Genomic DNA, 26114 nt, shown 5'->3' with positions numbered 1-26114 from the left:
CTAGTGGCCTCCCTAGCCTTGGTGGTTGCTGAATGCCTTGCTTGAGCGTGAAAGCGTTTGAACGTGAAAGCGGGGTGAATGATAGAAAATGAAACACGAAATGAAAAGCGCCCCCACAAGCGGCGCCCCGCCCCATAATGGCGGGCTGGGCTCCAGGGCTATAAACACAGAAAAACGCGCCTGTTCACGTGACAAGCGCGCTTTCCCAAACATTCCTGAACCGTGCTGGCTTTAGCGCACAGGCGTGCTGTAAGCAGCCTGCCCTGGTGGCTTAAAGGCCAAGCGTAAAGGTGGTTCAGGCGGCCTTGGAAGCCTGCATGGCTTTGATGCGGGCAGAAAGGCGAGAGATTTTGCGGCTGACGGTGTTCAGCTTCACAACGCCCTTGGAAACGGCGCGCTGCATTTCAGGCTGGGCGGTGCGCAGGGCTTCGTTAGCAGCTGTGCGGTCGCCAGACTGAATGGCGCCTTCCACCTTCTTGACGAAGGTGCGCATGCGGGACATGCGTGAGACGTTGCGGGCGCGGCGGGTCGCGTTCTGACGGATGCGCTTGCGGGCTGAGGGGGTGTTGGCCATGTGTGTTTCGCTGCCTTCGCGTTGCGTACGGTGTTCCAGAATTCAAAACTGATGGGCAGCACCTACCCCAGCTGGGGGGCGTGGGTCAAGCCTTGGCGTTCAGTGCGCAGCATTCAGTGGCGCTGCAAGGGGCGCAGGCTGTGGTTAGGGCCAGGGGTTGTCACCCTATTTCATGTACCAGCCTCCCATGTGCCAGGAGGCTGGCAAGTTGGGCAGTGAAATGTGCTGCGCCCCGCTTGCACCATACGCTTGATAGTGCCATGGGGAGCGCCCCCCAGCACGCAAGGCTGGCCTTCGCGCCCGTAAACCTGGTGCAGTTGCTGGAAGGCGCCTGGGCGCCCATCCGTGCCGGCATGGTCGCGCAATGTGGAACCGCCAGCCGCCACGGCCTGGCGCAGCAAGGGGGGAATCACGGCATGGAGTTTGGCCAGCTGGCTGGGGCGCAGCGTGCAGGCTGGCTGGGCTGGGTGGATGGCTGCGCGGAACAGGGCTTCGCACACATAAATGTTGCCAAGCCCCACAACCGCCTTCTGGTCCAGGAGCAGGTTCTTGATGGGCGCCCGCCGCCCCTTGCAGGCAACAGCCAGGGCTGCCTTTGTAAAGCCTGGCTCAAGCGGGTCCGGCCCCAAAGCATTGAAGGGTGGGTGCCCCTCCACAGGGCGCTGCAGCAGGTCCAGCGCACCGAAGCGGCGCGGGTCCGTTACCACCAGGCGCCCCTGGCCGCCCTGGGGCAAGGTGAAGTCAAGCACCACATGGTCGTGGCGCCCCAAGGCGCTGTCAGTGGTGGTAACCAAAGCACGCCCTGACATGCCAAGGTGAAGCGCTAGCGACCACCCCGCACCCTCCCCGCCAGGACTTTTGGGCTGGGGATCTTCGAAATCGAGCAAGATATACTTGGCCAGCCTACGCACGCGCCCCAGGCGCTGGCCGCGCAGCTGGCGGGTGCGGGGGTCGAAAGGGCGCCTGAGCCCATAAGGCCCCAACTGCAGCTGGGCTAGGGTTGCGCCTTCGAATGCTGCCTTGATGCCTTTCATGGCCACTTCGACTTCAGGCAATTCTGGCATTATGGTCTGCTCCTCAACACTCACTGTCATGCGCTGCCATGACCGCACAGCCGCAACAGCACGCTTAGCTGTGTGCCTGACCCGCCCCCAACGCGCCACCCAGATGAGGACGCCATGACTACGAACCCCAACCACCCCAACGCCACAAGCCAGGCGGACACCACAAACGCCACAACGGACTTTGGCTACCGCTCCGTCCCCAAGGGGGAGAAGAAGACCCTTGTCAAAGAGGTGTTTGAGAGTGTGGCTGGCAAGTACGATGTCATGAACGACCTGATGTCGCTGGGGCTGCACAGGGCTTGGAAGCGCGACTTCATTAACTTGCTGGCCCCGCGCGCCGGGCTGCGGCTGCTGGACCTGGCTGGCGGCACCGGGGACATCACCTTTGGGTGGCTCAAGCGTGGTGGCGGCCCCGCTGTGCTGTCTGACATTAACGCCGCCATGCTTGAGGTGGGGCGCAAGCGCGCCATCGACAAGGGCCTGATTGAACGCGTTGAAGTGTGCTGCGCTGACGCTGAGGCCCTGCCTTTCCCAGATGCCAGCTTTGACCGTGTCTCCATGGCGTTTGGGCTGCGCAACTGCACAGACAAGCTGGCCGTGCTGAAGGAGGCGCGCCGTGTCCTGAAGCCTGGCGGGCGCTTCCTGTGCCTTGAGTTCTCTAAGGTAACGGTACCGGCGTTGGCGCAGATCTATGATGTGTGGTCGTTCCAGGCCCTGCCGCGCATGGGGCGGATGGTGGCTGGCGATGCTGACAGCTACCAATATCTGGCAGAGAGCATCCGCATGTTCCCCCCCCAGGCCAAGCTGGAGGCCATGATGCGTGAAGCGGGGCTGGAACGTGTAAGCCACCGCAACCTCACAGGGGGCATTGTGGCTATTCATTCAGGCTGGCGCCTGTGAAAGCCCCCCAAGCGCCCCATGTACTGCTGGTGGTGAGTGGCAGCATCGCCGCCTACAAAGCGCTTGACGTGGCCAGGGGGCTGCGGGCCGCAGGATGCGTGGTGACGCCGCTCCTCACCCAAGGGGGGGCTGCGTTCGTCACGCCCTGCGCGCTGGGGGCGCTGTGTGGGCAGCCTGTCCAGGGGCCGGGCTTCGGCGCTGAAACCCTGGGCACTGCTGGCCAAGGCCCTTTGAAGGACCACATCGCCTTGGCGCGCGCAGCTGACGTGGTGCTGGTCTGCCCTGCCTCAGCTGATTTCATGGCGCGCATGGCCCAGGGCATGGCTGACGACCTGCCCAGCACGGTACTTCTGGCCACGCGGGCGCCTGTTTTGGTAGCGCCAGCCATGAACCCGCAGATGTGGCGCCATCCCGCCACCCAAGCCAACAAGGCTTTGCTGGAGGGGCGCAGTGTGCGCTTCCTGGGCCCTAGCGCAGGCATGGTTGCCTGTGGTGAGGAAGGCGAAGGCCGCCTTCTTCCCCCAGCCGACATCATTGTGGCCACACTGGACTGTTTGGCGCAGCAGGGCCTTGTGGCGGGAAGCGGCCAGGAGGGTGCCCCGCCATGCCTCCCCCAGGCCACAGAGCAGGATTTGAAAGGCAGGCGCGTTCTGGTTACCGCTGGCCCCACGGTGGAGGCCATCGACCCCGTTCGCTTCATTTCCAACCATTCATCAGGCAAGCAGGGTTACGCCATTGTCCAGGCGTTGGTGGCGCGCGGGGCTGAGGTCGTGCTTGTCAGTGGCCCCGTGGCGCTGCCCTGCCCAGCTGGCGCCACGCGCATGATGGTGCAAAGCGCCCAGGAAATGCTGACTGCCTGCCAGCAGGCATTGGCTGCAGCAGCCAGGGAGGGCAGGCCAATGGACGCTGCCATCTGCACAGCTGCTGTGAGCGACTGGCGGGTGAAAAGCCAGTCTGGGCGCAAAATCAAGAAACAGGGCCAGCAGCCACCAGCACTTGAACTGGTGGAAAACCCCGACATCCTCGCTACCATCGCCCACCTGCCAAGCCCGGAAAGGCCCCCCCTGGTGGTGGGGTTCGCTGCTGAAACCCATGACCACTTGGCCGCCGCCCAGGCCAAGAAGGCGCGCAAGGGGTGCGATTGGCTTCTGCTGAACGATGTTAGCCCCCAGGCGCCAGGGGGGAGCGCTTTTGGCGCTGATACGAACAAGATCGTTTTTTTAGGCCCCAGTGCCCCCCAACCCTGGCCCAGCATGGGCAAGGACAGCGTGGGGCAGAGGCTTGCAGCCATGATGGGCGCTTTTTTCAATGCAGGTTGAAGGTGTTTTGGGCCACACTTCATCCAATCTAACGTCAATTCTTTTTTCTAATCCCTTCCCCCACCTTCAGAGCCCCTCAGGGAGGTCTTATGACTGAACCCGCCACTACGATGGCCACCATGATGATTGACGTGCCCGTCCAGCGCCTGGCCCTGCACCCTGCCCAAGGCGACACTGACCTGCAGACGGGCACGCCCAACAAGCCACTGCCGCTGCCCAGCTACGCAACCGAGGGGGCGGCGGGGTTCGACCTGCAGGCAGATGTCGCTGAGGATGAGCCACTTGTTATCCACCCAGGTGGGCGCGCCTTGGTGCCCACTGGCCTGGCCATGGCCATCCCCGCTGGCTATGAGCTCCAGGTCAGGCCACGCTCAGGCTTGGCGCTGCGCCATGGCATTACCGTGCTGAACAGCCCTGGCACGGTGGATTCCGATTACAGGGGGGAGTTGAAGATCCTCCTCATCAATCTGGGGCAGGAGCCATTTAGTGTCATGCGGGGCGACCGCATCGCCCAAGGCGTTATCAGCCCTGTGGTGCGCGCTAGCTTCACCGCTGCCAGCGCCCTGCCCCCCACCCAGCGCGGCGCTGGGGGCTATGGCAGCACAGGGCGCTGAGGTCCTATGGCCTGCCCCCTGGCCTGGGGCTTACCAGCCCTGCTAGTTTCAGGACCATGACGACCTGATTTTCAATGGCCTGATTTCACCTGATTTCACCCTGGTCTCACGTGATTTCAATTGGCTTTGTCAGGGGCTGGCGCCAACGCTCAGGGAAAACCAGGGCATGCCAGCCCTGCCCCCTGCCCTGCCCCGCCCGGAGAGTGCCCACCTTTATGCCGCCCCCTATCAACGCCACGTTCAGCCTGCGCCAGAAGCAGGCGCGCCTGCTGTTAGCCATCGCCATCATCGCTGCCTCCCTCTATGTGCTGTGGGGTTTTCTGGGCGCGCTGACATGGGCCGTCATTTTCGCCATTTGTTCCTGGCCGCTTTACAGGCGCCTGCAAAAGCTTGGCAAAGCTGAAAGCAACTGGAACTGCACCATCCTGCCCACGCTGGCCACGGCTGTGGTGTCTTTGGTGCTGGTAGCGCCCTTGTGCTTCATCGCGCTGAAAGCCGCACAGGAGGCAGTGGCAAGCGTGCCTTACCTGCTTGACGTCCTCAAGCAGGGGCTGCCTGTGCCAGGCTGGGTGCACAACCTGCCCGTAGTGGGCGAGGACGTGACCCGCTGGTGGACAGACAACCTGGAAAGCCAGAAGGCCCTCACCCATTTCCTCACAGGCAGCATTGCGCAATATGGCGGCTCCTCGCTGCTCAATGGCGGTCGGTCGGTCCTGAACTGGTTCGTTGAGTTCTCCTTCGCCACAACGGCGCTTTATTTCGTCTACCGCTACGGCGACCTCCTAGCTGATGAGACACAGGCCCTCGTCACGCGCCTGTTTGGCGCCCAGGGCCAGCTGTTGAGCCGCCAAATCGTCGAATCCGTTTACGGCACGCTGATGGGGCTTGTCTTGGTGGGCCTTGGGGAGGGCGCAGCCATTGGCGTGCTCTATATGATTGCTGGCGCCCCCCAGCCGTTGGCACTGGCGTTCCTAACGGGCATCGGCTCCATGATTCCCTTTGTGGGCACGGCTGTTCTGGCTGTGTGCTGTCTCATCATCTCCTTCAAGTCGCTGATGTGGGGTGTGGGGGTGTTCATCGGCGGTTACACCATCATGTGGATCGCTGGGCAGTTCATCAGGCCAGCGCTGGTGGGTGGGCGCACCAACTTGCCCTTCCTGTGGGCGTTCCTGGGCATTCTTGGCGGTATCAGCTGCTTTGGCCTGCTGGGGCTTTTCGTGGGGCCTGCCATCATGGCTTGCATGATCACGCTGTGGCGCAGCTGGATTGCCAGCGTGCAGCCCAAGCCCGCCACAGCCTTGGCCGAGGCCGCGCGTGAACAGCAGCAAAGCGTGGACCGCCTGGAAGGCGCCAGCGCCCCCACAACCCCAGGGGCCGCTTGACAGGCGTTTGGAGCGCACCATGTCTGTAAGGAGAGGTTTTTCCAGACCAAACCTTACTGCACCCCGTGCAACCCAAACTTTGACCGTGCCCAAGGAGTATCCCATGGCCCTCAACGCTGACCGCATCATGCCTGCCCACCAAGCCGACTATTGGAAAGGGCGCGTTGTCCTCATCACCGGCGCTGGCTCTGGCATTGGGCAGGCCACTGCCCTGGAGTTCGCCCGCGCTGGCGCCCAGCTTGTCCTGCTGGGCCGCAAAGAGGCCCCCTTGGCTGAGACCGCAGCCCTGGTGGAGGAGCTTGGCGCGCCCAAGGCCCTGGTCATCAGCGGCTGTGACGTCAGCAATAATGATGACATGGGAAGCGCCCTCAAAAAGGTGGAAAGCGCTTTTGGGCGCCTGGACGCTGCCTTCAATAACGCTGGTGTTGCCCAGAAGGCCCCCGCCGCCACAGCTGAGCTGGACGCCACGGAATGGAACCGCGTTCTGGACATCAACCTGCGCGGCGTTTTCCTCAGCATGAAGCATGAACTGCCTTTGCTGGAGAAAACAGGCGGTGGCGCCATCGTCAACACAGCCTCCTGCGCTGGCAAAGTGGGCTTTGCTGGCTACGCAGCTTATTGCGCCTCCAAGTTTGGCGTGATTGGCCTGACGAAAACAGCGGCCCTTGATTACGCGCAGAAGAAGATTTTCATCAACGCCATCTGCCCAGGCCCTGTTGAAACCCCATTGATTGAGGAGTTCACCGGCCACCAGAAGGCAGTCATGGACGCCATTTTGCAGACAGTGCCTGAGCGTTCCGTGGCCAAGCCTGCGCAGATCGCCTCCATGGTGTTCCAGATGTGCGCGCCCTGGAACAGCTACATGACGGGGGCTGCCGTTTCCGTTGATGGTGGGCAGACCGCCGGCTACGCTGGTTAAGCTAGCTTTGCGTTGAAAAGCTGAGCGGCCCCAAAGCTGGCTTTAAAGCGCGCTGGCCAGCCAGGTGTGACGCTGGCCGGGAAGGCCGGGAAGGCCCCTTCCGCAACCGCTTGGCGGTTTGTGGTTGGGGCCTTTCCCATGGGCACGTCTTCCTGAAGAGCCCACGTTAAGGTGGATTTCGAACCTTGCCTTCAGCGGCAGGCTGAAATGGCTGGATGTGCCGACAAAGCTCGAACGCGCTAATGAATTATTTTGGGTGGGGTTACGGCTGAACATGTCCCCTGAGCTCGCTTGACGTGCTTAAGCTGCACCCACTTTGCGGACTGTAGGCATAGCGTGGGGTTTGGGTGTGCTTGCCCAGCCAGCGCCCCCTCACGCTAAAGCCAGCCAACAGAGGGCAAGGTAAGGTTAGGGGGCGTTGCCCTTGCTGGTGGTCTTGAACCACGTCACCCCACCGAAAACCAGCACACAGGCCAGGAGGGCGCCCAGGCGCACCCACCCCCTGAAAAGCTCCATAGAAAGCATGAGGGCCAGAACCAGTGCAGCAATGACCAGCCAGCCTTGCCACGTCACAGGCCAGGAAGAGCCATAGCTGCCCTTCTTCTGCTCAAACCACGGTTCATCCGGCTGGGGTGGCTGCAGGCCTTCCGTTGGTGGTGGCGGATCGGTTGGGGGCGTGTTGGGGAGGTTATCCAAGGCCATGGTCGTTCACCTTAGGGGATTTTTAGAAGGGTTTTGCAGGGCTTTGGGGTGGTGATGGCTGCTTCAGGGTGCGTTCTGCTGCAGGTGGGTCAGCATCTCAAACGCTGCCAGGCCGCCACCAGGGGGCACATTGCCCACAAACTCCCCGCGTGGGCCGTAAACGGCGCCGTCAGCGCCCAAGCGCCCCCTGTTGTGGCCCTGCGCATCCGTGATGGCGCCATCCGCAGCGATGCGCCCTTCCATCGTGCCTTGGGGGCCAGTGATAACGTCAGGCGTGCGCGCACGGCTGGGCTGGGGCTTGACCATGCCTTCCAGCGCGCCATCAGCGCTGTAGAAACGGCCTGTGTCGTCCTCATGGCCATAATAATCGCCATTGGCGCCAAAAGCGTAGCCGTCTGGCTGTTCAGGTGCACCGAAGCCAGGAGGCAGCTGCCCGCCCTGCGCCCCTGATGGCACACCTGGGGGCTGGCTAGGGTCAAGGGGGTTTTCGGGCGTGGCCACAGGGAGCGCTGCCGCCTGGTCACCGTTTAGGCCCATGCCGGCATCGCCACCGCCATAGCCTGCGCCACCTTGGGCAGGCACGGCGCTGTTGATGCCAGAACCGCCAATGCCCCCGCCAAGGCCTGTGTTGTCCATGCCTGAATCCTGGCCATAGGCATTGACGCCAGGCGCGCCAATGCCAGCGCCCCCAATGCCCTGCCCCATGCTGGAGCCTGGCCCTTCCACCCCGCTTCCCATGTCGCTACCCATGCCATCGCCGTAATCCTGCGCCCAGGCCGTTGCAGGGGCACTTGGCCACCAAGCCAAGGTTGCGGCCACAGTCAGCGCCCTGACCAGGCGCAACGGGTGTAAAAGGGCGGGAGGGGTGGAGCATGTGGTCTTCATGAAGCTTCCTGGGCAGGGGGGCGCTTTGGGTAAAGGTGCCATGTGGCAGGTGGGCGGGCGGTGGGAACGCTTTTCTGCTAAGCATTCCATACCACATTTGGCGCCTTGGGGGCGGCCAGGGGAGCGCTGCCTTGCCAGGTGACCAGATGGCGCCCACGGCCCCAGCCAAACAGCCGCAGCTGAAAGACCTTTCCATGATATCGCACCCAACTTGCCCGGCCCGTGCGCAGCAGCGCCCCACAGTCAAAGCCCTTGGCGCCGCCCTCCTCATGGGGGTTGGGCTGCTGGCGACTGCCCCAGCCGCCCTGGCTGATGACGGCCCCGCTATCCAGCCAGCCAGCACGGACCTGATGACGTTCCAGGTCATCTCCACCTTGATTGACGGCAAGCTCAGCCACGCGCGTGACGAGGCTGACGAGATGAAGGACGCTTACAAAGCCAAGGGCCACCGTGGCGGCCACTGCGCCCAGCGCAGCCTTCTGTGCCGCGATGCCCTCAATGACAACGTCACGGCGCTGGCTGGCATGGCTGTGCCGCTGGAGGACACGCACACGCTGCCTGGGCGCCGCACCAGCGATTCAGTCAGCCTGCGCTTGGTCCCAGGCGCTGTCCACATCAATGATGGCGAAGTCTGCGCCTATGTGACCGTCAACCAGACCATCACGGCCACGGACAGCCGCCAGACCAGCACCCAGCAGGACCACCGCTGCGTTTCGGCCGTCAACCCCATGGTGATGATCACGCCTTTGCACACAGCGGACGGCCAAGGCCAGGTGTGGATGACGATTGTCTCCCTGGAGGGGGTGAACTCACTCCCCTCCATCACCCCCCATGCTTCCTCGCTGCCTGGCAGCGCTTCGAGCGCCAGCGTCAACACACCCACTCCCTGAGCCATGGCTGGAGTGAAGGGCCGGGCGCTTTCCCAAGCCCCAGGCCCCACACCCTGGCTTCGCGGGCCACGGCTTTGCTGGAAAGTGGTGCGGGGGCGCGCTTTTACCCTTGCGCTTGGGGGGTGTCCTGATTATGGTTCAGCCCGTCGCTTGCGGAGAGATGGCCGAGCGGCTTAAGGCGCACGCTTGGAAAGCGTGTGTAGGTTAATAGCCTACCGAGGGTTCGAATCCCTCTCTCTCCGCCATTTATTCCTAAAAATTAGCAGTTTGGGGCAGAATGGCCTTAAGCGTTTCCCACACTCTGCCCACCAAGCCTTTGCCTTTGCGCTCCCGATGCTGGGGCAAAGAGTGGTTCAGGCCTGCTGTGCTGTCCCCTGAAGCTGGCTGGGACCAAAGGGGCCATTCTTGGCGTCCCTTGCTGTGCGGTTTGCACGGCTGGTCAGTGTGGCCATCCTCAGGTAAAGGGGTGCCCCAGCCCTGAAGGCTTAAAGCCCCTATTGACTGCAAAATCTGGTCATAGGCCGCATTGAATGGCTTTGCCTTGTTCATGGGAAAGTTCAGGGAAGTTCGCGAAAACAGCTGGGCGGCACCATTTCTCTTCAAAGGGACCAGAAAGTGATGCTCACACGCAGGAGCGCTCTTGCCGCGCTTGGGACGCTTGGGCTTGCCGGGTTCGTCCCAGGGGCGGAGGGCGCTGGCCTGAGGCCAGCCCCAGCCCAGCCAGACCCGCGCCTGAGGGCGTTCCACATGCCGCTGGAGGCTGCGCGGCACACCCGCACCTTCATGCAGTGGCCTGTCGCCGCGTCCGTCTATGGACGCCATGAGTTGGAGAGGGTGCAACAATCCATCATTGACATTGCCAACACCATCGCCGAGTTCGAGCCAGTCGTCCTGCTGGGCGCAGACACGTCCCGTTCAGGCCGCAAGTCTGGGCTCAGCGGGGCCGTGGAACTGTGGGACATTCCGACTGACGATCTATGGTGCCGCGATTCTGGCCCGACATTCGTCGTTGACGGCAAAGGCGCGTTGGCCATCGCGCACCTGCGTTTCAACGGTTGGGGCGGCAGGCAACGTTGCGTCCATGACAGCCATGTGGCTGAACGGGTGGCAGCGCGGTTGCAGGTCCCCCTGCTGGAAACGGGCCTGGTCGGGGAACAGGGTGGCGTTGACCATGATGGCGCTGGACTGCTGCTCGCCCATGCAAGTTGCTGGGTGAACGCGAACCGCAACCACTTGGGCCGCAGCGAAATCGCGCACCGGCTTTGCCAGGCGCTTGGCGGGCATGAGATGATCTGGGCGCCAGGCATCGTTGGCGCTGACATCACCGATTACCATATCGATGCACTCGCCCGCTTCATTGGCCCTGGCAAGGTGCTTATCCAGGTTGACGCGGTCATGGACCCAACAGACCCCTGGTCGCGGGCGGCCCATCAGACATTAGCCTGCCTTAAGAGGGTGCGTGGCATGACAGGCCGCAAGCTTGAGATCGTGACAGTGCCAGAACCTGAACACACACGGTCGAAGGCCCCGGACTTCGTGTCGAGCTACATCAATTATTACGTTTGCAATGGGGCCGTCATCGCCGCCCAATTTGGCGACAGCCGGACTGACGGCATCGTTGAAGAGACATTGTCGGAGCTTTATCCTGGTCGGAAAATCAGGATGCTCAACATCGATCCCCTGGGTGAATCAGGTGGGGGAATTCACTGTGCGACCCAGCAACAGCCCATGGGTGTGTGAAATAGGCGAAGCCGGCGTTTTGGCCCACGCCACTGTCCCCAGGGAAGGTTGGCGGCCAGGGAGCAAGCCTTGGCACGCTTGTGGAGGTGGTGATGGCGCCCATGGTTCAGGCTCTGCCATCTGGCCCCTTCAGTCTTCAGGGTTGGCGGGCACATGCATGGCTTTGTCTGGCAGCCCCAACACCGTGATGGCCACCAAGGGCGCGTAAGCGATGATGTAGCCGCCCATGGGCCTTCACACTTTGCCAACCGTGCCAGCATCCGCTTGCAGGGCCAGGGCATCCAACCGCCCCAGAACCCTGCGCGGCAGGGAAATGTTCACACGCTCTATACAGTTGTCCAGCAACGCTGGGTCAAGTGTAACAAAGCCCACCAACCATCCCAGATAAGCTTTCTGGTGAGCGGCCAAGGTACTTGGGGCAGGCACCTCCTCACCTGCGTCCAGGGCCGTTTCCACCCACAGCTGGGCTGCCTCCTCAATAGTGCTCAAGGCTTCGTTCAGGGTATCACCAGCAGAGAAGCATCCAGGCAGGTCTGGCACCACCGCACCAAAGGCCGTGTTGTTTGTCCCCGCTTCAATCACGGTGGGATAACGCATTTCCCCTCCTTCAAAGGCCTATTGTTTGCGTAGGGCCTTAACCAACCCTTTTTGGGGTGGGGGACTATCGCCCTGCCAGGCTTGGCTGCATCTTGCCGATAAGGTCAGCGCTGTGGGCTGTCAGGGCGCTGGCGCTTGGCAGCGCAACCTTTCAGAAATGCTGCCAACCTGGCGTTGTGAAGGAGAGAGGCTTGCCATCGGCGCCTACCATCACCACTCCTGGCTTTTCACCCTTCTTCAGGGCCTCCACCTTGCCAATGCGCGTCAGCGGCACATTCATGATGAGGCCACGCGCCATCAGCGCCGCCTCATGGCCAGGTGGGCAGGTGAGGAGGAGCTCGTAATCATCCCCCCCTAGCAGGCGCATTTCCTGGAAATGTTCAGGCGCCGCCGCCGCTTCAGCTGCGATGGGCAGGCGGCTAGCCTCCAGCCGCAGGCGCACGCCTGATTCCTCAGCGATGTGGCCAGCGTCCTGGACAATGCCGTCCGAGATGTCCAGCCCAGCGCTGGCAACTGTGCCAAGCTGCAGCCCCACACGCGGCGTGGGCAGGCGGTAGGCCTGCACCAGCTTGCCTGTGGGGTCCTCCAAATGGCCCCGGCGGACTTCAAGCCCCAGGCGCGCCGCCCCCAGGTGGCCCGTCACCCACACTGAATCGCCAGCGCTGGCGCCGCTGCGCGTCAAGGCTTTGTGTTCGGCAACGGTGCCGAAAATCGTCAGCGTCATCACCAAAGGGCCAGAGGTGCTGGTGGTGTCCCCCCCCAGCAGCGTGATGGCATAGCGCTGCTGGTCCTCAGCCAGGCCTTTGGCGAAGGCCGCGAACCAGGCCTCCCCATAGCGCCCTTCAGGACCGCCCTTGTGGGGGATGGAGGAGTTGAGCGTGTAGCCCAGGGGCTTAGCGTCCATAGCGGCCAGGTCTGACAGGTTGCAGCGCAGCAACTTCCTGCCAACGGTCTCTGGCGGGTCGTCTGGTAGGAAGTGGACATTTTCCACCATGGTGTCGCTGGAGACGACAATCTCATGACCGAAAGGGGCGCTCATCACGGCGCCATCATTGCGCAGGCCGTAGCTGCCCGGCCCCGCAAGGGGTTTGAAATGGCGCCCGATGAAATCAAACTCACCCATTATCAACCCCCTTGCTTTTACTGGTGCCTTGTCTGGTGTGTTGGTGCGCCGGTCAGCTAGCGCTTGCCGTGCCAGCGCTGGCCTGGCTGGCTGCGCCTTCATTCCCTTTGTTTTCAGGCGCTTTGTTTTCAGGGGCTACGCTTTCACTGGGGGCTGCTGGGGCTTTGTCACCCTCTTCAGCTGCCTCTTCAGTTGCTGCGGCAGGGACGACTGGCTTGGCTTTCTGGCGTGCTAGGGCATCCAACGCGCCATTGACCATTTTAGGTTCATCACCACTGAAGAAGCCATGGGCGACATCAACATATTCATTGATGATCACCTGGTGGGGCACGCCATCGCCCATTTCCATGGCGGCAGCGCGCAGCAGGGCGCGCATAACGGGGTCGAGCCGCTCCAGCGGCCAGGCTTTGGGTAGGACGCTAGCCAGTTCCGCGTCCAGCGCTTCCTGACGGGCTGAGGTGGTGAGGAGGATCTTCTGCAGCAGGTCGCGGTCGGCGTTAGGCAGGGCGCCGTCATCAAAGCGGGTGCCCTTGGCCAGGCGGCCGCTTTCAAGGAAGTCGCGCAGCACGGCTGGGGCGCTTTGGCCGCTGTGCTCCTTTTGGAACAAAGCCTGCACCGCGCCAACGCGCGCAATGGTGCGTGGCCTGCGCGCGCCTTGGTTCTTGGCGGGTTTCTTGCCCCCTGTCTGGGCCTGGTTACGCTGGTCGGCCTGGCTGAGGTCCTGGACGGAAAGCGGCTTAGGGGTGGTGGAAGCGGTCATGGGGGAACTTTCAGGCATGGTTATGAAAAGGATGCTTAAGCCAAGAAGGGTGGCGGTGTGTAGTGCGGCGACTATGGAAAAGGTGGGAAAGGAAAATCAGTTGCCAGTTTTAAGGCTCAGCTCCAAAGACCAGCACCAAGGAAGGGTGCCTTCAAAGGGGCAGGCTGGGCGCGGCCTCCGGGGGAGGGTGGGACGCCCGTTCAGCCAGGCCCCCTGACCCTCCCTGGCCCTGGGGGTGGGCTGTTGGCGCAGCCCGGTGGGGTGCCCTCGTCACCATCAAGGTCGGAGAGGATTTCAGTGAAGGCGGAGGCTTCCCGGAAATTGCGGTAAACACTGGCGAAACGCACATAGGCCACGTCATCGGTCCGGCGCAATGCATCCATGGCGAGCGCGCCGATGTGGCGCGTGGGCACCTCGGCCTCCCCCATGGCCTCCAGCGTGTGGACGATGTTGCTGACCATCCTCTCCTGCGCGGCTTCATCCACAGGGCGCTTGCGCAGCGCCAGGCGGATGGAATCCATGAGCTTTTCGCGGTTGAAGGGGGCGCGGCGCCCGTTGGACTTGACCACTGTCAGCTCACGCAGCTGGACGCGTTCCACCGTGGTGAAACGCTCCCCGCAACCTGTGCACACGCGCCGCCTGCGGATCACCGTGCCCTCCTCAAAGGGGCGGCTGTCCTTGACCTGCGTGTCTGAATGTTCGCAATAAGGGCAATGCATGCGCTGTCCAGCTTTGGCTGTGCCGGGTCCTTACAAGATCCTGCAGAATGCGGGACACAGACTTTAACGGATTGTGCCTTTATGCGAAACCTTGCCAGCCTTTTTCTGCCGCGCCCCAGCCCTGCCACCTTTGTGGCAGCTGCCCTAGTGGGGCTTTGGGCGCTGCCTACCCAAGCTACCGCCCAAGACACCCAGCCTGCCCCTGGGGGCGCTTTGGGGCAGGGCAGCAGCGCGCCGCAGCGCTTCAGCGATGGCACCACCCAGCCTGACACTGTGCCAGGCGAAACGCGCCAGGCCATTAAGGATGCCCCAGCTGTGCGCATGGGCTTGGTGCCCAAGGATGGCAAGGTCAAACCCTACCTGCCACCCCCCGTGCCCGCTTTCGTGGGCCGGCCTGAAAGCCCCGACAGGCTGGTCTACATCTCTGACGGCTTTCTGCTTCTCCAGCCCACGCCACCGGCCAAGGCCCAAGGCCCCCATGCCCCCCAGCCACGCGGGAAGGCGGGGCGCAGCAGGGCCAGCGCGCCAGTCCCCCTGCGCCAGGCCGATGTGCCTTTCATCGTGCACAATGTCTCTGACAAGGACCAGCTTTTGGTTAGCGTCACTTCGCCCCTGTGCCAAAAAGTACGCGGCGACCGCCTCAACCAGGAGCTGGCAGGCGCCCCCACGGGCGATGACGTTTTCAGCCATTTGGTGATACCACGCCAAGCCACCATGGTTTTCGCCCTTAACGACTACCACTTGGTGTGCGAGGGCCTCTCCCCCCAAGTGGGCATGGGCACCATGGTGCCTTTCCAGTTTAACTTCGCTGACGGGCGCCATGTGACGGCGCACTTCACCCTCCACCCAGCCCCTGGCCAGCTGCCCTGAGGCAGCCAGCACCCGCCAAAGCCTGACCCCCATCCACCCACCAGAACGGAGCGTGCAAGCAAGCCCATGGCCGCCCCCCTCCTCCAAATGTCCAACCTTTCCTACACCCTGGGTGGCAAGCCGCTTTTGCAGGACGCTTCCCTCAGCTTGGAAGCTGGCGAGCGCATCTGCCTGGTTGGGCACAATGGCTCTGGCAAATCTACCCTCATGCGGCTGGCCGCTGGGCTGCTGGCGCCAGATGGCGGCACGCGCTTCATCCAGCCTGGCGTGAAGGTGCGCTACCTGGCCCAGGAACCAGACCTTGCTGACCACGCCACTGTCGGGGCAGCCGTGACGGAGGGCCTGCCCCCTGAGCAGCACCACCGCGCGCGCAGCTACCTTGCTGAGATCGGCCTGGAGGAAGGCCTGCCCACTGCAGGACTTTCAGGGGGGGAGAGGCGCAAAACAGCCCTTGTGCAGGCCTTGGCAGCCGACCCTGACATCCTGCTGCTGGATGAGCCGACAAACCATATCGACCTGGAAACCATCGCCTGGCTGGAGGGGGAGCTGGCACGCTCGCAGAAGGCCATGGCCATCATCAGCCATGACAGGCGCTTTTTGGAGAATCTGTGCCAAAGCGTCCTGTGGCTTGACCGTGGGCGCACGCGCAAGCTGGAGGCGGGCTTCGCCCAGTTTGAGGCCTGGCGTGACGAACAGCTGGCCCAGGATGAGCTTGCCGCCCACAAGCTGGCCCGCAAAATCGCCGCTGAGGAGGACTGGCTGCGCTATGGCGTCACCGCCAGGCGCAAACGCAACGTCAAGCGCCTGGCCGATTTGGGCAATTTGCGCGCAGCCCAGCAGGAGCTGAAATCAGCCAAGCGCGGCAGCCTTGCTATGGAGGCCAGCAGCGCTGACAACACCAGCCGCATTCTGCTGGACGCCCAGGATGTTAGCTTCCGCTACCCTGGCCAGGGGGAGGACATCATCAGGAACTTGAATTTCCGCCTGCTGAAGGGGGACAGGGTTGGTGTCTGCGGCCCCAACGGAGCTGGCAAGTCCACCCTCCTGAAACTGCTGACAGGCCGCCTGCCCGCTGAAGGGCCAGGATTTGCCGGCACCATTAAGCGCAGCCCCACCATGGCCATGGTCACACTGGACCAGGAGCGCGCCACGCTTGACCCTAGCCGCTCCGTGGCGGAAACCCTGACAGACGGTTCAGGCGACATGGTGACGGTGGGCGGGCTGAAGCGCCACGTCATCGGCTACATGAAGGACTTCCTGTTCCGCCCCGAACAGGCCAAAACCCCCGTCAGCAGCCTTTCTGGGGGGGAGCGGGGGCGCCTGGCGCTGGCAGTGGCGCTGGCCAAGCCCTCCAACCTCCTCATCCTTGATGAGCCAACCAACGACTTAGACCTGGAAACGCTTGACCTGTTGCAGGACTTGCTGGCGGATTACCCGGGCACGGTCCTTCTGGTCAGCCATGACCGCGACTTCCTTGACCGTTTGGCGACCTCTGTCTTGGCAGCTGAAGGGGGCGGGCTGTGGCGCGAATACCCTGGCGGCTGGTCAGACATGAAGCGCCAACAGCGCGCTGGCGCCAAAGCCGCCACCAGAGCCACCCCAAACGCCCAAGCAAGCCAGGGGGGGCGGGGCGCCAAAGCGCCAGCCCCTGGGCACGCCAAAGCCGACCAAATCAAGGGGGAGGGGCCAGCCAAGCTGGGCTACGCCCAACGGCTGGAGCTTGAGGGGCTTTCAAAAGCGCTTGAGAAAACCGCCAAGGACATCGCCGTTTGCCGCAAAGCCTTGGAGGACCCGGAGCTTTACAGCGCCAACCCCAAACGTTTTGAGAAAATCACCACCCTTCTGGGGGAGCTTGAGGAAAAACAGTCCGCCCAGGAGGAACGCTGGCTGGAGCTGGAGATGCTCAAGGAAAGCTGAAGGGGCCGTGAACCCTGGAAGTCATCTGGCTGTGCCAAGCTGAAGCTCAGCCCCTTATCTCAGCCCACTTGCCTTAACCTGATGGTTTTAAAGGGAGAATAGAAAGCCATGGCCACAGCCCCTCAAACCCCCACCCCCGCCAAAACAGCCCTGATGCTGATGGATTACCAGGACTACATCCTGGAAAACTACCTTTCCCCTGACCAGGCCCAGGGCGCCGTGGGCGCGGCGGGGCGCCTGCTGGCGTATGCGCGCGCCCAGGCTGTGCCCATTATCCACATCATGGTGGCGTTTGAGGCAGGCTACCCTTCCGTCAGCCCCAACAATGTGATGTTCGCCGCCATAAAGCGCGAGAAAATGGGCCTTCTGGGGCAGCCTGGAACGGCCATCACCCAAGCCTTAGCGCCCCGCCCTGGCGAAACGGTGGTGGTGAAGAACCGCGTTGGCGCCTTCACAGGGACCAACTTGGCCATGATCCTGCGCGCGCAGAACATCAACACCCTGGTCATGGGGGGCGTCATCACCTCTGGTGTGGTGATGTCCACCCTCCGCCAGGCTTTTGACCTTGACTATACCCCCTGCCTGGTGGGACCTGCTTGTGGGGATGCCACAGCGGAAACCAACCAGGTGCTTTTGGGCTGCGTGCCCTCCTGGTTGGCTGATGTGGTGGATATTGAAGGGGGCTTGGCACGCCTTGCCTGAACGCCCCCTGGGCAGTCCTACCTATTGAAAAGCGCACGCGAGTGTTGGCGATGTCAGCGCTGGTGCTGGAAACAGCCGTCCCTATGGCCTCCACCCCCGCAACCTCCCATTACGGACAGGATGAAGTCCAAATCGTGGATCATCAGGTTAAGCACTACGGACGTGTCCGTGCCGCGCAGGCTGAAGGGGACTAGGAGGTAGTGCCTGCGGCGCTTATTCCACCACAACGGTGGAAGCGGTGTAGGTGTCATCCTGCATGTTGCCATCGCTGGCCTGCTCCGCCCCTGCCAGGCCGCCTTTGTTGCCCACGCTCAGGGCGCGGCTGTCGTAAACCAGGATGCGCCCTTGATGGAAGGCCTGGTAGCCCAGCCCACCATTGTTTGTAGAGGTAACGTGGCTGCCATCTACGTGGCCGCCATCAGCCACCACCCCTGCCAGGACGTTGTTGGCGATGACGTCATTGCTCAGGTCCAGGCCTGCGCCATCATTAACGTAGACGCCCTTCTGGTAGCCTTCCACATGGCTGCCATAGGTTTCGGCATAGCCATTCTCGGTCGCCCACAGGCCCCATCCCTGGGGCTGGCCGTTGTCGTCCGGCAGCCCGCCTAGCAAGTGCAGGTCATGCCCCCAAGCGTGGGAGGCCGTCAGGATGCATAGCCCCCCCACGCGGCCGTTCGACCCCACAGAGCCATTGACCGTTAGGCTGCCGCCCTCCTCCGCCATGAAATTGCACCCCAGCACAGGGCCGCCCGTGGTGTCGACTGCGCGGTCGGCTGTACAATTCTCGCAATGAAGAACGCCATTGTGGCGCGCGAAGAAGTTCACATCGCCAGCGTCCGTCCCCGTGACATGGCCAGAAGGGGCGTTGATGATGCCGCCTTGGTCTGCCATCAGGGAATAATAGAAATGATTAACGCTCACATGGGGCCCCACCACGATTTTACCGCCATAGCGCGCGGTAATACCGCCGCCATAGGATTGAAGGCGCCATGATGTGCCGCTGGCGCTGTGGGCGCTTTGTGCGCCGCTGCCGTTGATGGTCATGCCATCAATCAAGCCAATGCGCCCGCCATCCGTAGCGAAGAAGCCATTGAAGTTGGTGCCGGCGATGTTGTTGAAAACCAGAACGACCCGTTCAGGATGGTCCGTGTTACCCACAAGGTGAATGTTGCCGCCCCAAGGGTTATCCACATAAAACTGGTCGTTCACAGGGTAGGTTCCATCCTGAATATGGATGGTGATGACCCCTTGCGCCAGGGCTGGGTCACCCAACGCGTCCCTGAAGGCCGCCAAGGGGCTGCTGAAGGCGCACCCAGTGGGGCAGACGGTGCGGTCGCCGGCCCTAGCAGCACTTGGCAGCGCCCCAGGCAGCATAAGGGCGCCAAGCGCCAAGAGGGTTGCTGCGCGCTTGCGGTGGGTACGGGCTGCGGACGTGAACCAGGCCCAAGCTGATGTGGCGTTGGTGCTGGGGAAAGGTGTCTTGGTGGTTTTCATGGCGTTGCCTTTGCTGTTGAGTCGGCCGCCCTCTACCCACCTTTCAGGGCAGCAGTCCTGCGGACTCAAGCGTGGCGCGGTTCGCCGCCATGGCGGCATTCACGCGCAGGGCGGCCTCCAGCGCCCTGGTGGCCGCTGCTGCATCCACCATCACAGGCGCCCCATCAAGGCAGGAGGCCGCAAAGGCAGCTTGCTCTAGCGCGATGAGGTCGCGGTTTTTCCACGCCATGGCTGCGCGCCTGAAGTTGCTCCCGCGCTGGCCATCCGTGCCCATAGGGACTGTTCCAGGCAGCACCAGCCCTTCATGGCGGTTGATGAAAGCTGCTTTGCGCTGGCCAAAATCAACCGAAAGATAACCCTCAGCGCCAAAGAAGCGCATTTTGCGCTCTGTTTTCAGCGAAATGCGGCTGGCCGTCAGCGTGGCCACGGCGCCGTTTGAAAAGCGCACGCGGGCGTTGGCGATGTCAGCGCTGGTGCTTGAGACGGCCGCACCCATGGCCTCCACCCCCGCAACCTCCCCCCCCATTACGGACAGGATAAAGTCCAAATCGTGGATCATCAGGTCAAGCACCACAGACGTATCCGTGCCGCGCAAGCTGAAGGGGGCCAGGCGCGTGGCCTCCACATAAAGCGGGCGCTTCATGCGCGCCGTGACCAGTGCGTGTTCAGCGCTGTAGCGCAGCAAATGCCCCACCTGCAGCACCTTTCCTTGGCGCTGCGCCAGGGCGCCAAGGGTCCTGGCATCCCCCAGCGTGGTGGCGATGGGCTTTTCTACCAAAACATGGCATCCCGCCTGGAGGGCAGCGCTGGTCAGGGCCGCGTGGGTGCCAGCAGGGGTGGCCACCACCACAGCATCACACGCCCCTAACATAGCGCTGAAATCTGGCCAGAAGGCGCAGTTGGCAGCACGCGCCACCACCTGGCCGCGCTCCTTGTCCAAATCATGCACCCCCACCAGATCCATACGTGCGCCCAGTGCTGCTTTCTGGGCGTGGAGCGCCCCGAAACGACCAGCCCCTACCACCCCCACAGCCAGGCGTTGGGTGGGGTGGGGGTGGCTTGGGGAGGTGGTTGGCATGAGGCGGCCTTGGAAAACGCTGGTAAGCTGATAGGGCATAAAGAGGAACGGGCCCTTAAAGGGACCTGTGGGTTTGCACTCTATCATCCTGCAGGCCACCTGCCACCCTTGGGCCTGGTTTGGGCGCGGACCTGCGCTTTGCGGGGCTTGGGTGTTGCAGGGGCGCGCTGAAAACGGTGTAATTCGCCCCGCCCTTGTTGGGGGCGTTGTCGCATGTCCCCAACCGCTCCCGCCGTGCCCACCTGCACAGCCCAACCTTTTTCCAACCGGCTCCCCAGCCTGAACCCGGAAACCGCCCATGATGTATTACAGCCGCCTCAGGATGCTGGGCACCGCAGCCCTCTGCCTGATCAGCGTGCTTCTGTGCGTGCCCAACTTCCTTCCCGCCCCTTCCAAGGCCTGGCCATGGCACCAGGTCCATTTGGGGCTTGACCTGCGCGGCGGCTCATTCCTGCTGCTGCAGCTCGACACCAAGGTGCTTGAGCACGACAAGCTCGCCATTCTCGAAGGGCAGGTAAAGCACGCCCTCCAGGCGGGCGGCGCCGGCTATGTGGACATGAAGGTGGACCAAGCCGCAGCCGCCGTCAGCTTCGCCCCGCGCGCCCCTTCTGAACTCAGCAAGGCGCTGGCCATCATCAAGGCCCTGCCTGAACCCACCCCAGGCGCCTACCACAGTGCCGTTGTGGGCGGGCGCATTGTGCTGGCCATCAACCGCGACACCCTCAAGGCGGTGGAGCGTGAAGCCATCACCCGCTCCATTGAGATCGTGCGCCGCCGTATTGACAGCACAGGCGCCATGGACCCCACCATCGCGCGTGAGGGTGACGACCGCATCATGGTGGAGCTGCCAGGCGTCAGCGACCCAGCCCACATTGAAAAGCTGCTGGGCACCACAGCGCGCATGACATTCCACCTCCTGGCGCCAGATCCCAGCGTGGCCACCCCAGGCGCCACCATGATGACGGACGAGCACGGCCGCAAGCTTGCTGTGCTGAACCAGATTGAGGTGGACGGCGCCGACCTCTCGGACGCCTCAGCTGGGATGAGCGACAACCGCTGGGCCGTTCACCTCAACTTCGATGCCAAAGGCGCTGAGGAGTTCGGGCGCATTACCACGGCCAATGTCGGCAAGCCTTTTGCCATTGTGCTTGATGGGCGCATCCTGACCGCGCCTGTCATCAACACCCCCATTACAGGTGGGCAGGGGGAAATTACAGGCAACTTCACCGCCCAAAGTGCCACAGACCTGGCGGTGATGCTGCGCGCTGGCGCCCTGCCAGCCCCCTTGGTCATCGTGGAGCAGAACTCCATCGGCCCCAGCTTGGGGGAGGCCTCCATTAAAGCAGGCCTCATCAGTTTGGCTGTTGGCTTTGTGCTTGTGGTCGGCTTCATGCTGCTGTTCTACGGTTTGTTCGGCCTTTACGCTGACATCGCCCTCCTGGCCAACTTGGTGATGATCCTGGCCGTGCTGAGCTTGTTTGAAGCCACCATTACCCTGCCTGGCATGGCAGGCATCCTGCTGACGCTCGGCATGGCGGTGGATGCCAACATCCTCATCAATGAACGCGTCCGGGAGGAGCAGAACAGGGGCCTTAAGCCCCTCCAGGCCCTCCAGGTAGGGTTTGAGAAGGCCACAGGCACCATCGTGGACAGCAACGCCACAGCCTTCCTCGCCCACGTCATGCTGTTCGTGTTCGGCACAGGGCCTGTGCGCAACTTCGCCCTCACCATCACCATCGGCATTGGCACAACGCTGTTTACCACGCTTGTCCTGACGCGCCTGCTGATTGTGCGCTGGTACGCCCACACCCGCCCGAAGGAGCTTCCGGTCTGACCATGCTTTCACGTCCGCTTTTCCGTTTCGTCCGGGATGGTCACCAAATCCCCTTCCTCAAAGGGGCCAAGGCTGGGCTTGCCACCTCAGCTGTTCTCTCCATCCTCTCCCTTATCCTGTTCTTCCATCCAGGGCTGAAGCTTGGGCTGGACTTCAGGGGCGGCGTCATGGTGACCATCCAGGCGCCCAAGCCCGAAACCCCCCAGGCCGTGCGCGCCATCCTCCAGCGCGCTGGGCAGGATGTTGCCTCCGTCCAGTATCTTGGCAACCACCGCACGCTGCGCATTGCAGCCACCCTGCCTGCCGGCCCCGACAACCCCGAAATGACGCAGAAAGTCGTCACAGGGGTGGAGAACGCCGTCACCAAGGCCATTCCAGGCGTTCAAGTGCAGCAGGCTGACGCTATCGGCGCCTCCGTCTCGCGGGAGCTACTGGTCAACGGCCTCCTGGCGCTGGGCTTCAGCATGGCCATGATCCTGGCCTATATCTGGGTGCGCTTTGAGTGGGAGTTCGCCTTCTCAGCCATCATCACCCTTCTTCTGGACCTGACCAAGACCATCGGCTTTATGGTCATCACCCGCATTGAGTTTGACGCCGTGATGGTAGCAGCTCTGCTGACCATCCTGGGCTACTCCACCAACGACAAGGTGGTGGTCTATGACCGCATCCGCGAGAATCTGCGCCGCTTCCCCAAAATGCCGCTGCGCGAACTTCTCGACCTCTCCATCAACGAAACGCTGAACCGCACGCTCGGCACCTCCATGACGGTGTTCCTGGCGGCGCTGCCCCTGGCCCTGTTCGGGGGGGAGACGCTGGAGGGCTTCGCCACCGTCATGCTGTTTGGCATTGTGGTGGGAACGTCATCGTCTATTTTCATCGCTGCCCCCCTGCTGCTGCTGTTCGGCCATGACCGCCTGCGCCCAGCCTTGCACAGCAAAGCTAGCTGAAGGGCCCTGTTCAAGGCACCCCATGGCCCCTAGGCACAAGCGGCCATAGCGCCTGAGGGCTAGGGCCGAAAAGAAAGGCTGGCTGCGTGCTCCGTGGCCAGCCTTTTTCATGTCTCCTTGGTGAAGCCGCCTTAGTGAAGAATGGGAAGGTACCCAGCCAGCTTAGGCCCAAGGGGGGCCGGCACGCTGTTACTGGTTCTGCACAATGACAGGTTCTGCCCAGCCCACACGGGCATAACAGGCCCTTTGAAGCCCTCCGAAACGTTAAATATGGCATAAAACTTAACGCCAAGGAGCATAATTCCGCGTGGTTCGTTGTGTGGTAGAGGCAGATTTATAGTTGGTTTGGCAACGTTTTTAGGGAAATCATCTCCAACAGACTCTTCTCAAGTTCGTTAACCTTTTCGCCTCATTCATGCCTTGGTCAGCGCCATTTCAAACCCTCTTTTTTCACCACCCCGAAAAATGGCGGCTTTTAAGGTTTTTCAAAGAAGTCTTCCCAAAAGAGGCAGAAGGGCTTAATATGCCTTCATTGGCTGTTTACCGCGCGCTTTCAGCCAACACCTTCTAGTTCTCTGCCGCACAGGCAGCTCAGAAAACTGCCCCGCGTGTGAAGGATGGGGCGTGACGGTTCTCTGCCGCACAGGCAGCTCAGAAAGACTGCGAACAGGGGATTTGTCGCGCTGTCGTGTTCTCTGCCGCACAGGCAGCTCAGAAAAGTCGGCTGTGCCTGGGACGCTGGGGCACCTGGTTCTCTGCCGCACAGGCAGCTCAGAAATGACGGCAACCAGGATGGTGTTTACTGGATTAGTTCTCTGCCGCACAGGCAGCTCAGAAATGGTACAGACAACAACTGGACAAAGCTTCCATTGTTCTCTGCCGCACAGGCAGCTCAGAAATCCAGGGGTTTAATAAGCATTGAGCCGGAGAGTGTTCTCTGCCGCACAGGCAGCTCAGAAATTTGTCACGGCGAAAGAGACAGACCCTTACCCGTTCTCTGCCGCACAGGCAGCTCAGAAAGACCGCAAACAGGGGATTTGTCGCGCTGTCGTGTTCTCTGCCGCACAGGCAGCTCAGAAAGCGGAACCTGGTCAACGAACTGGCCGCGCAGCGTTCTCTGCCGCACAGGCAGCTCAGAAATTGCAAAAACTGCATTAGTCGAGGCGTTCAGTGTTCTCTGCCGCACAGGCAGCTCAGAAAGGTGAACAGTGGCACCCTGAAAGGCAGCCCCAGGTTCTCTGCCGCACAGGCAGCTCAGAAAGCTGTAAGCGGGGTAGCCCAGCATGCCCGTTTGTTCTCTGCCGCACAGGCAGCTCAGAAATGCCCGGCATCGCCACCCAAGCGCAGCTTGGTGTTCTCTGCCACACAGGCAGCTCAGAAAGTAAAGATGGAGGGAGGACACAGGAAATCGGCGTTCTCTGCCGCACAGGCAGCTCAGAAAACTCATCTGTCAGTACTGTGTTCCCGGCCGTTGTTTCCTGCCGCACCGGCAGCTCAGAAAGGGGCAGTGCTGGTTGGTGTTCCCTTATCGCCGCCTCTTAGCCCGAAGGCTTACTGCGTTTGCGCTTACGCGCTGCACTCCGACACTTCGGGCTTTAACGGGCTTCGCCCTATACGGCGGCTCTTATCTATCGTCGCCTGGGAAATGTTGCGCCTGAGGGCAGGGATGGCCATGGTTAGGTAGGGCGTTCTAAGGAAAGCGCTGCCAACAGCAGAGAGGAAAACTGTGGCGCAGAACGTTCACATCAGCAAGCTCACCCTGACGGACTTCCGCAACTACACACGCCTATCATGGCGCCCTGGACCTGGCCTCACCATACTCACAGGGCCTAACGGGGCCGGCAAAACCAATGTTCTGGAGGCTGTCTCCCTCCTGGCGCCTGGGCGCGGCCTGCGCGCGGCCCCCTTAGGGCGCCTGGCCTACCAACCCCCTGGTGGGGAAGGGCTGAGGGGGGGGTGGGGTGTTGCTGCGGAATTGACTGTGGAAAGCCCCCATGGGCAGGAGGCCATCACCCTGGCCACCGCTGTGGAGGAAGGCCAGCGCCGGCGCCAGTTCCGCTTGGATGGCGAAGCTGTGCGCAGCCAGGCTGACGTGGCTGATTGGTTCGCCTGCGTGTGGCAGACCCCCGCCATGGACAGGCTGTGCAGCGAGGGCGCAGGCGGGCGCAGGCGTTTTCTGGACCGCCTGGTGGTGGCCCACCAGCCAGGCCATGCGCGGGAAATGGCCGCCCATGAGCAGGCCTTGGCTGGGCGCAACCGCCTTCTGGCTGCCCCGCCAGGAACATGGGACCATGATTGGCTTGATGCGCTTGAGGCCTCCCTCAGCCGGCATGCTGTTGCCGCCACGGCAGCGCGCCTGGCTTTCCTGGAGGCCATGGCGGCCTTGCCAGCGCCGCCTTCCCCCCCCTCGTCAACGCGGCACGCCTTCCCCCGCAGCCTGCTGGAGCTTTCCTGCCCCTTGGCTGAACGCCTGGCTTCTATGCCGGCACTGGAGGTGGAGGAATGGATGAAAGCCACCTTGCGCCAAAACCGCCAGGAGGACGCTCTGCGCGGCTACTGCGGCTTTGGCGCGCACAAAGCGCATTTCACGTTGCGGGATGCCACCACAGGGCGCTTGGGGGGGGAGGCCAGCAGTGGCCAGCAGAAAACCATGGTGTTGGGAACGCTCCTCGACCATGCGCGCCTGATGGCGCAGGTGGGTCCCGTCAGGCCAGTGCTGCTTCTAGACGAGCCTTTGCTGCACTTGGACGCCCTCCACCGCGAGGCCTTGATGGAACGCTTGCTTGAAGCGGGCGCCACAGCCCTGCTGACCGGCACGGACCGCAGCACCTTCGCCCCCTTGGAAGGTCAGGCGGCGTTCTGGGGGGTGGAAACAGGCGCTGAAGGCAGCCCCACCCTTCAGAGACTGCCCTCCTTGCCAACGCTTGGGGCGTGAAAGGTCGGTTTTCAAGCCATTTCCAGCCCTTTAAAGGGCGCAAGGGATGGTTTCCGGCCCTGTTTCCCGCTATAGTCACAGTGACTGACATCACCGCCAAAGCCTGTTTTCCGGCAGCCGGATTCATGGCGTTCCCTTGGCGTGCGCCG

General features: G+C 62.5%; 24 protein-coding genes, 1 tRNA gene and 1 CRISPR repeat array. Of the genes, 15 read left to right on the top strand and 10 right to left on the bottom strand.

The genetic code is table 11. From position 1 onward, the window contains the following. Positions 1-295 precede the first annotated feature (295 nt). Both rpsT and mutM read right to left on the bottom strand, forming a co-directional pair. A complete protein-coding gene (rpsT, locus tag E3E12_RS08675; protein WP_141443936.1) occupies positions 296-574 on the bottom strand; it encodes a 30S ribosomal protein S20 in 279 nt (92 codons plus the stop codon). Between the two features lie 170 nt (positions 575-744). Beyond that, on the bottom strand, positions 745-1608 hold the full coding sequence (gene mutM / locus E3E12_RS08670) for a bifunctional DNA-formamidopyrimidine glycosylase/DNA-(apurinic or apyrimidinic site) lyase (protein ID WP_240810504.1): 864 nt from the start codon (positions 1606-1608) through the stop codon (positions 745-747). Here mutM and E3E12_RS08915 point away from each other — a divergent pair. The 6 genes from E3E12_RS08915 (at position 1607) to E3E12_RS08645 (ending at position 6772) form a co-directional block, all read left to right on the top strand. Beyond that, the gene (locus E3E12_RS08915; RefSeq protein WP_168194329.1) at positions 1607-1756 is read left to right on the top strand and encodes a hypothetical protein; all 150 of its coding nucleotides are present in this window, start codon (positions 1607-1609) and stop codon (positions 1754-1756) included. The two genes, mutM and E3E12_RS08915, sit on opposite strands and share 2 nt — an antisense overlap. Then, positions 1753-2538, top strand: a complete 786-nt coding sequence (ubiE, locus tag E3E12_RS08665) for a bifunctional demethylmenaquinone methyltransferase/2-methoxy-6-polyprenyl-1,4-benzoquinol methylase UbiE (protein WP_141443935.1) — start codon at positions 1753-1755, stop codon at positions 2536-2538. The genes E3E12_RS08915 and ubiE overlap by 4 nt, the downstream gene beginning before the upstream one ends. Beyond that, entirely contained in the window at positions 2535-3857 is a 1323-nt protein-coding gene (locus E3E12_RS08660) for a bifunctional phosphopantothenoylcysteine decarboxylase/phosphopantothenate synthase (protein ID WP_141443934.1), read from the top strand. Before ubiE ends, E3E12_RS08660 begins: the two co-directional genes overlap by 4 nt. Before the next feature lie 110 nt (positions 3858-3967). Continuing rightward, positions 3968-4471, top strand: a complete 504-nt coding sequence (gene dut, locus E3E12_RS08655; RefSeq protein ID WP_141444214.1) for a dUTP diphosphatase — start codon at positions 3968-3970, stop codon at positions 4469-4471. Positions 4472-4686: 215 nt separating this feature from the next. Continuing rightward, positions 4687-5853 carry an AI-2E family transporter gene (locus tag E3E12_RS08650; protein WP_141443933.1) on the top strand — a complete coding sequence of 389 codons (1167 nt, stop codon included), beginning with the start codon at positions 4687-4689 and terminating at the stop codon, positions 5851-5853. A 103-nt stretch (positions 5854-5956) separates the two neighbouring features. Further along, on the top strand, positions 5957-6772 hold the full coding sequence (locus E3E12_RS08645) for an SDR family NAD(P)-dependent oxidoreductase (RefSeq protein WP_240810503.1): 816 nt from the start codon (positions 5957-5959) through the stop codon (positions 6770-6772). Between the two features lie 408 nt (positions 6773-7180). On the opposite strand, the gene E3E12_RS08640 is transcribed toward E3E12_RS08645, so the two are convergent. Both E3E12_RS08640 and E3E12_RS08635 read right to left on the bottom strand, forming a co-directional pair. Continuing rightward, positions 7181-7474 (bottom strand): hypothetical protein, encoded by a 294-nt coding sequence (locus tag E3E12_RS08640; RefSeq protein ID WP_141443932.1) that lies wholly within the window; start codon positions 7472-7474, stop codon positions 7181-7183. Positions 7475-7537: 63 nt separating this feature from the next. Next, positions 7538-8359, bottom strand: a complete 822-nt coding sequence (locus tag E3E12_RS08635) for a hypothetical protein (RefSeq protein WP_141443931.1) — start codon at positions 8357-8359, stop codon at positions 7538-7540. Between the two features lie 194 nt (positions 8360-8553). Between E3E12_RS08635 and E3E12_RS08630 the strand changes: the two genes are divergently transcribed. The 3 genes from E3E12_RS08630 (at position 8554) to E3E12_RS08620 (ending at position 10989) form a co-directional block, all read left to right on the top strand. After that, positions 8554-9249, top strand: coding sequence for a hypothetical protein (locus E3E12_RS08630; protein ID WP_141443930.1), 696 nt, complete (start codon positions 8554-8556; stop codon positions 9247-9249). A gap of 154 nt (positions 9250-9403) precedes the next feature. Continuing rightward, positions 9404-9494: transfer RNA gene (locus E3E12_RS08625), tRNA-Ser, on the top strand. 373 nt (positions 9495-9867) lie between these two features. After that, positions 9868-10989 carry an agmatine deiminase family protein gene (locus tag E3E12_RS08620; RefSeq protein ID WP_141443929.1) on the top strand — a complete coding sequence of 374 codons (1122 nt, stop codon included), beginning with the start codon at positions 9868-9870 and terminating at the stop codon, positions 10987-10989. A gap of 234 nt (positions 10990-11223) precedes the next feature. Here E3E12_RS08620 and E3E12_RS08615 read toward each other — a convergent pair whose 3' ends face one another. The 4 genes from E3E12_RS08615 to nrdR form a co-directional block, all read right to left on the bottom strand. Next, a complete protein-coding gene (locus tag E3E12_RS08615; protein ID WP_141443928.1) occupies positions 11224-11586 on the bottom strand; it encodes a type II toxin-antitoxin system HicB family antitoxin in 363 nt (120 codons plus the stop codon). Between the two features lie 151 nt (positions 11587-11737). Then, a complete protein-coding gene (gene thiL / locus E3E12_RS08610) occupies positions 11738-12709 on the bottom strand; it encodes a thiamine-phosphate kinase (RefSeq protein ID WP_141443927.1) in 972 nt (323 codons plus the stop codon). 52 nt (positions 12710-12761) lie between these two features. Further along, a complete protein-coding gene (gene nusB / locus E3E12_RS09150) occupies positions 12762-13469 on the bottom strand; it encodes a transcription antitermination factor NusB (protein WP_141443926.1) in 708 nt (235 codons plus the stop codon). Positions 13470-13669: 200 nt separating this feature from the next. Further along, the gene (gene nrdR / locus E3E12_RS08600) at positions 13670-14188 is read right to left on the bottom strand and encodes a transcriptional regulator NrdR (protein WP_141443925.1); all 519 of its coding nucleotides are present in this window, start codon (positions 14186-14188) and stop codon (positions 13670-13672) included. Between the two features lie 81 nt (positions 14189-14269). Between nrdR and E3E12_RS08595 the strand changes: the two genes are divergently transcribed. From E3E12_RS08595 to E3E12_RS08585, 3 genes are all read left to right on the top strand, one after another. Next, positions 14270-15058: a copper chaperone PCu(A)C gene (locus tag E3E12_RS08595; RefSeq protein ID WP_168194430.1), complete on the top strand. Its 789-nt coding sequence runs from the start codon at positions 14270-14272 to the stop codon at positions 15056-15058. Between the two features lie 66 nt (positions 15059-15124). After that, positions 15125-16975, top strand: coding sequence for an ABC-F family ATP-binding cassette domain-containing protein (locus tag E3E12_RS08590; protein ID WP_141443923.1), 1851 nt, complete (start codon positions 15125-15127; stop codon positions 16973-16975). Between the two features lie 108 nt (positions 16976-17083). Continuing rightward, positions 17084-17677 carry an isochorismatase family cysteine hydrolase gene (locus E3E12_RS08585; RefSeq protein WP_141443922.1) on the top strand — a complete coding sequence of 198 codons (594 nt, stop codon included), beginning with the start codon at positions 17084-17086 and terminating at the stop codon, positions 17675-17677. Positions 17678-17890: 213 nt separating this feature from the next. Here the strand turns inward: E3E12_RS08585 and E3E12_RS08580 are convergent, their stop codons facing one another. Together E3E12_RS08580 and E3E12_RS08575 are read right to left on the bottom strand one after the other, a co-directional pair. After that, entirely contained in the window at positions 17891-19171 is a 1281-nt protein-coding gene (locus E3E12_RS08580) for a hypothetical protein (RefSeq protein WP_141443921.1), read from the bottom strand. Between the two features lie 43 nt (positions 19172-19214). Next, positions 19215-20249 (bottom strand): Gfo/Idh/MocA family protein, encoded by a 1035-nt coding sequence (locus E3E12_RS08575; protein WP_141443920.1) that lies wholly within the window; start codon positions 20247-20249, stop codon positions 19215-19217. A gap of 298 nt (positions 20250-20547) precedes the next feature. Between E3E12_RS08575 and secD the strand changes: the two genes are divergently transcribed. The 3 genes from secD (at position 20548) to recF (ending at position 25965) form a co-directional block, all read left to right on the top strand. Then, on the top strand, positions 20548-22083 hold the full coding sequence (secD, locus tag E3E12_RS08570) for a protein translocase subunit SecD (protein WP_456305540.1): 1536 nt from the start codon (positions 20548-20550) through the stop codon (positions 22081-22083). 2 nt (positions 22084-22085) lie between these two features. Continuing rightward, a complete protein-coding gene (gene secF / locus E3E12_RS08565) occupies positions 22086-23030 on the top strand; it encodes a protein translocase subunit SecF (protein ID WP_141443919.1) in 945 nt (314 codons plus the stop codon). A gap of 570 nt (positions 23031-23600) precedes the next feature. Further along, positions 23601-24531: a CRISPR direct-repeat array (repeat unit 28 nt; unit sequence GTTCTCTGCCGCACAGGCAGCTCAGAAA). A gap of 225 nt (positions 24532-24756) precedes the next feature. Next, positions 24757-25965, top strand: a complete 1209-nt coding sequence (recF, locus tag E3E12_RS08560; RefSeq protein ID WP_141443918.1) for a DNA replication/repair protein RecF — start codon at positions 24757-24759, stop codon at positions 25963-25965. The last annotated feature ends 149 nt before the right edge of the window (positions 25966-26114 follow it).

It is taken from the genome of Formicincola oecophyllae, assembly GCF_006542395.2.
Classification (GTDB): Bacteria; Pseudomonadota; Alphaproteobacteria; order Acetobacterales; family Acetobacteraceae; genus Formicincola; species Formicincola oecophyllae.
This window is presented reverse-complemented; position numbering and strand designations above follow the sequence as displayed.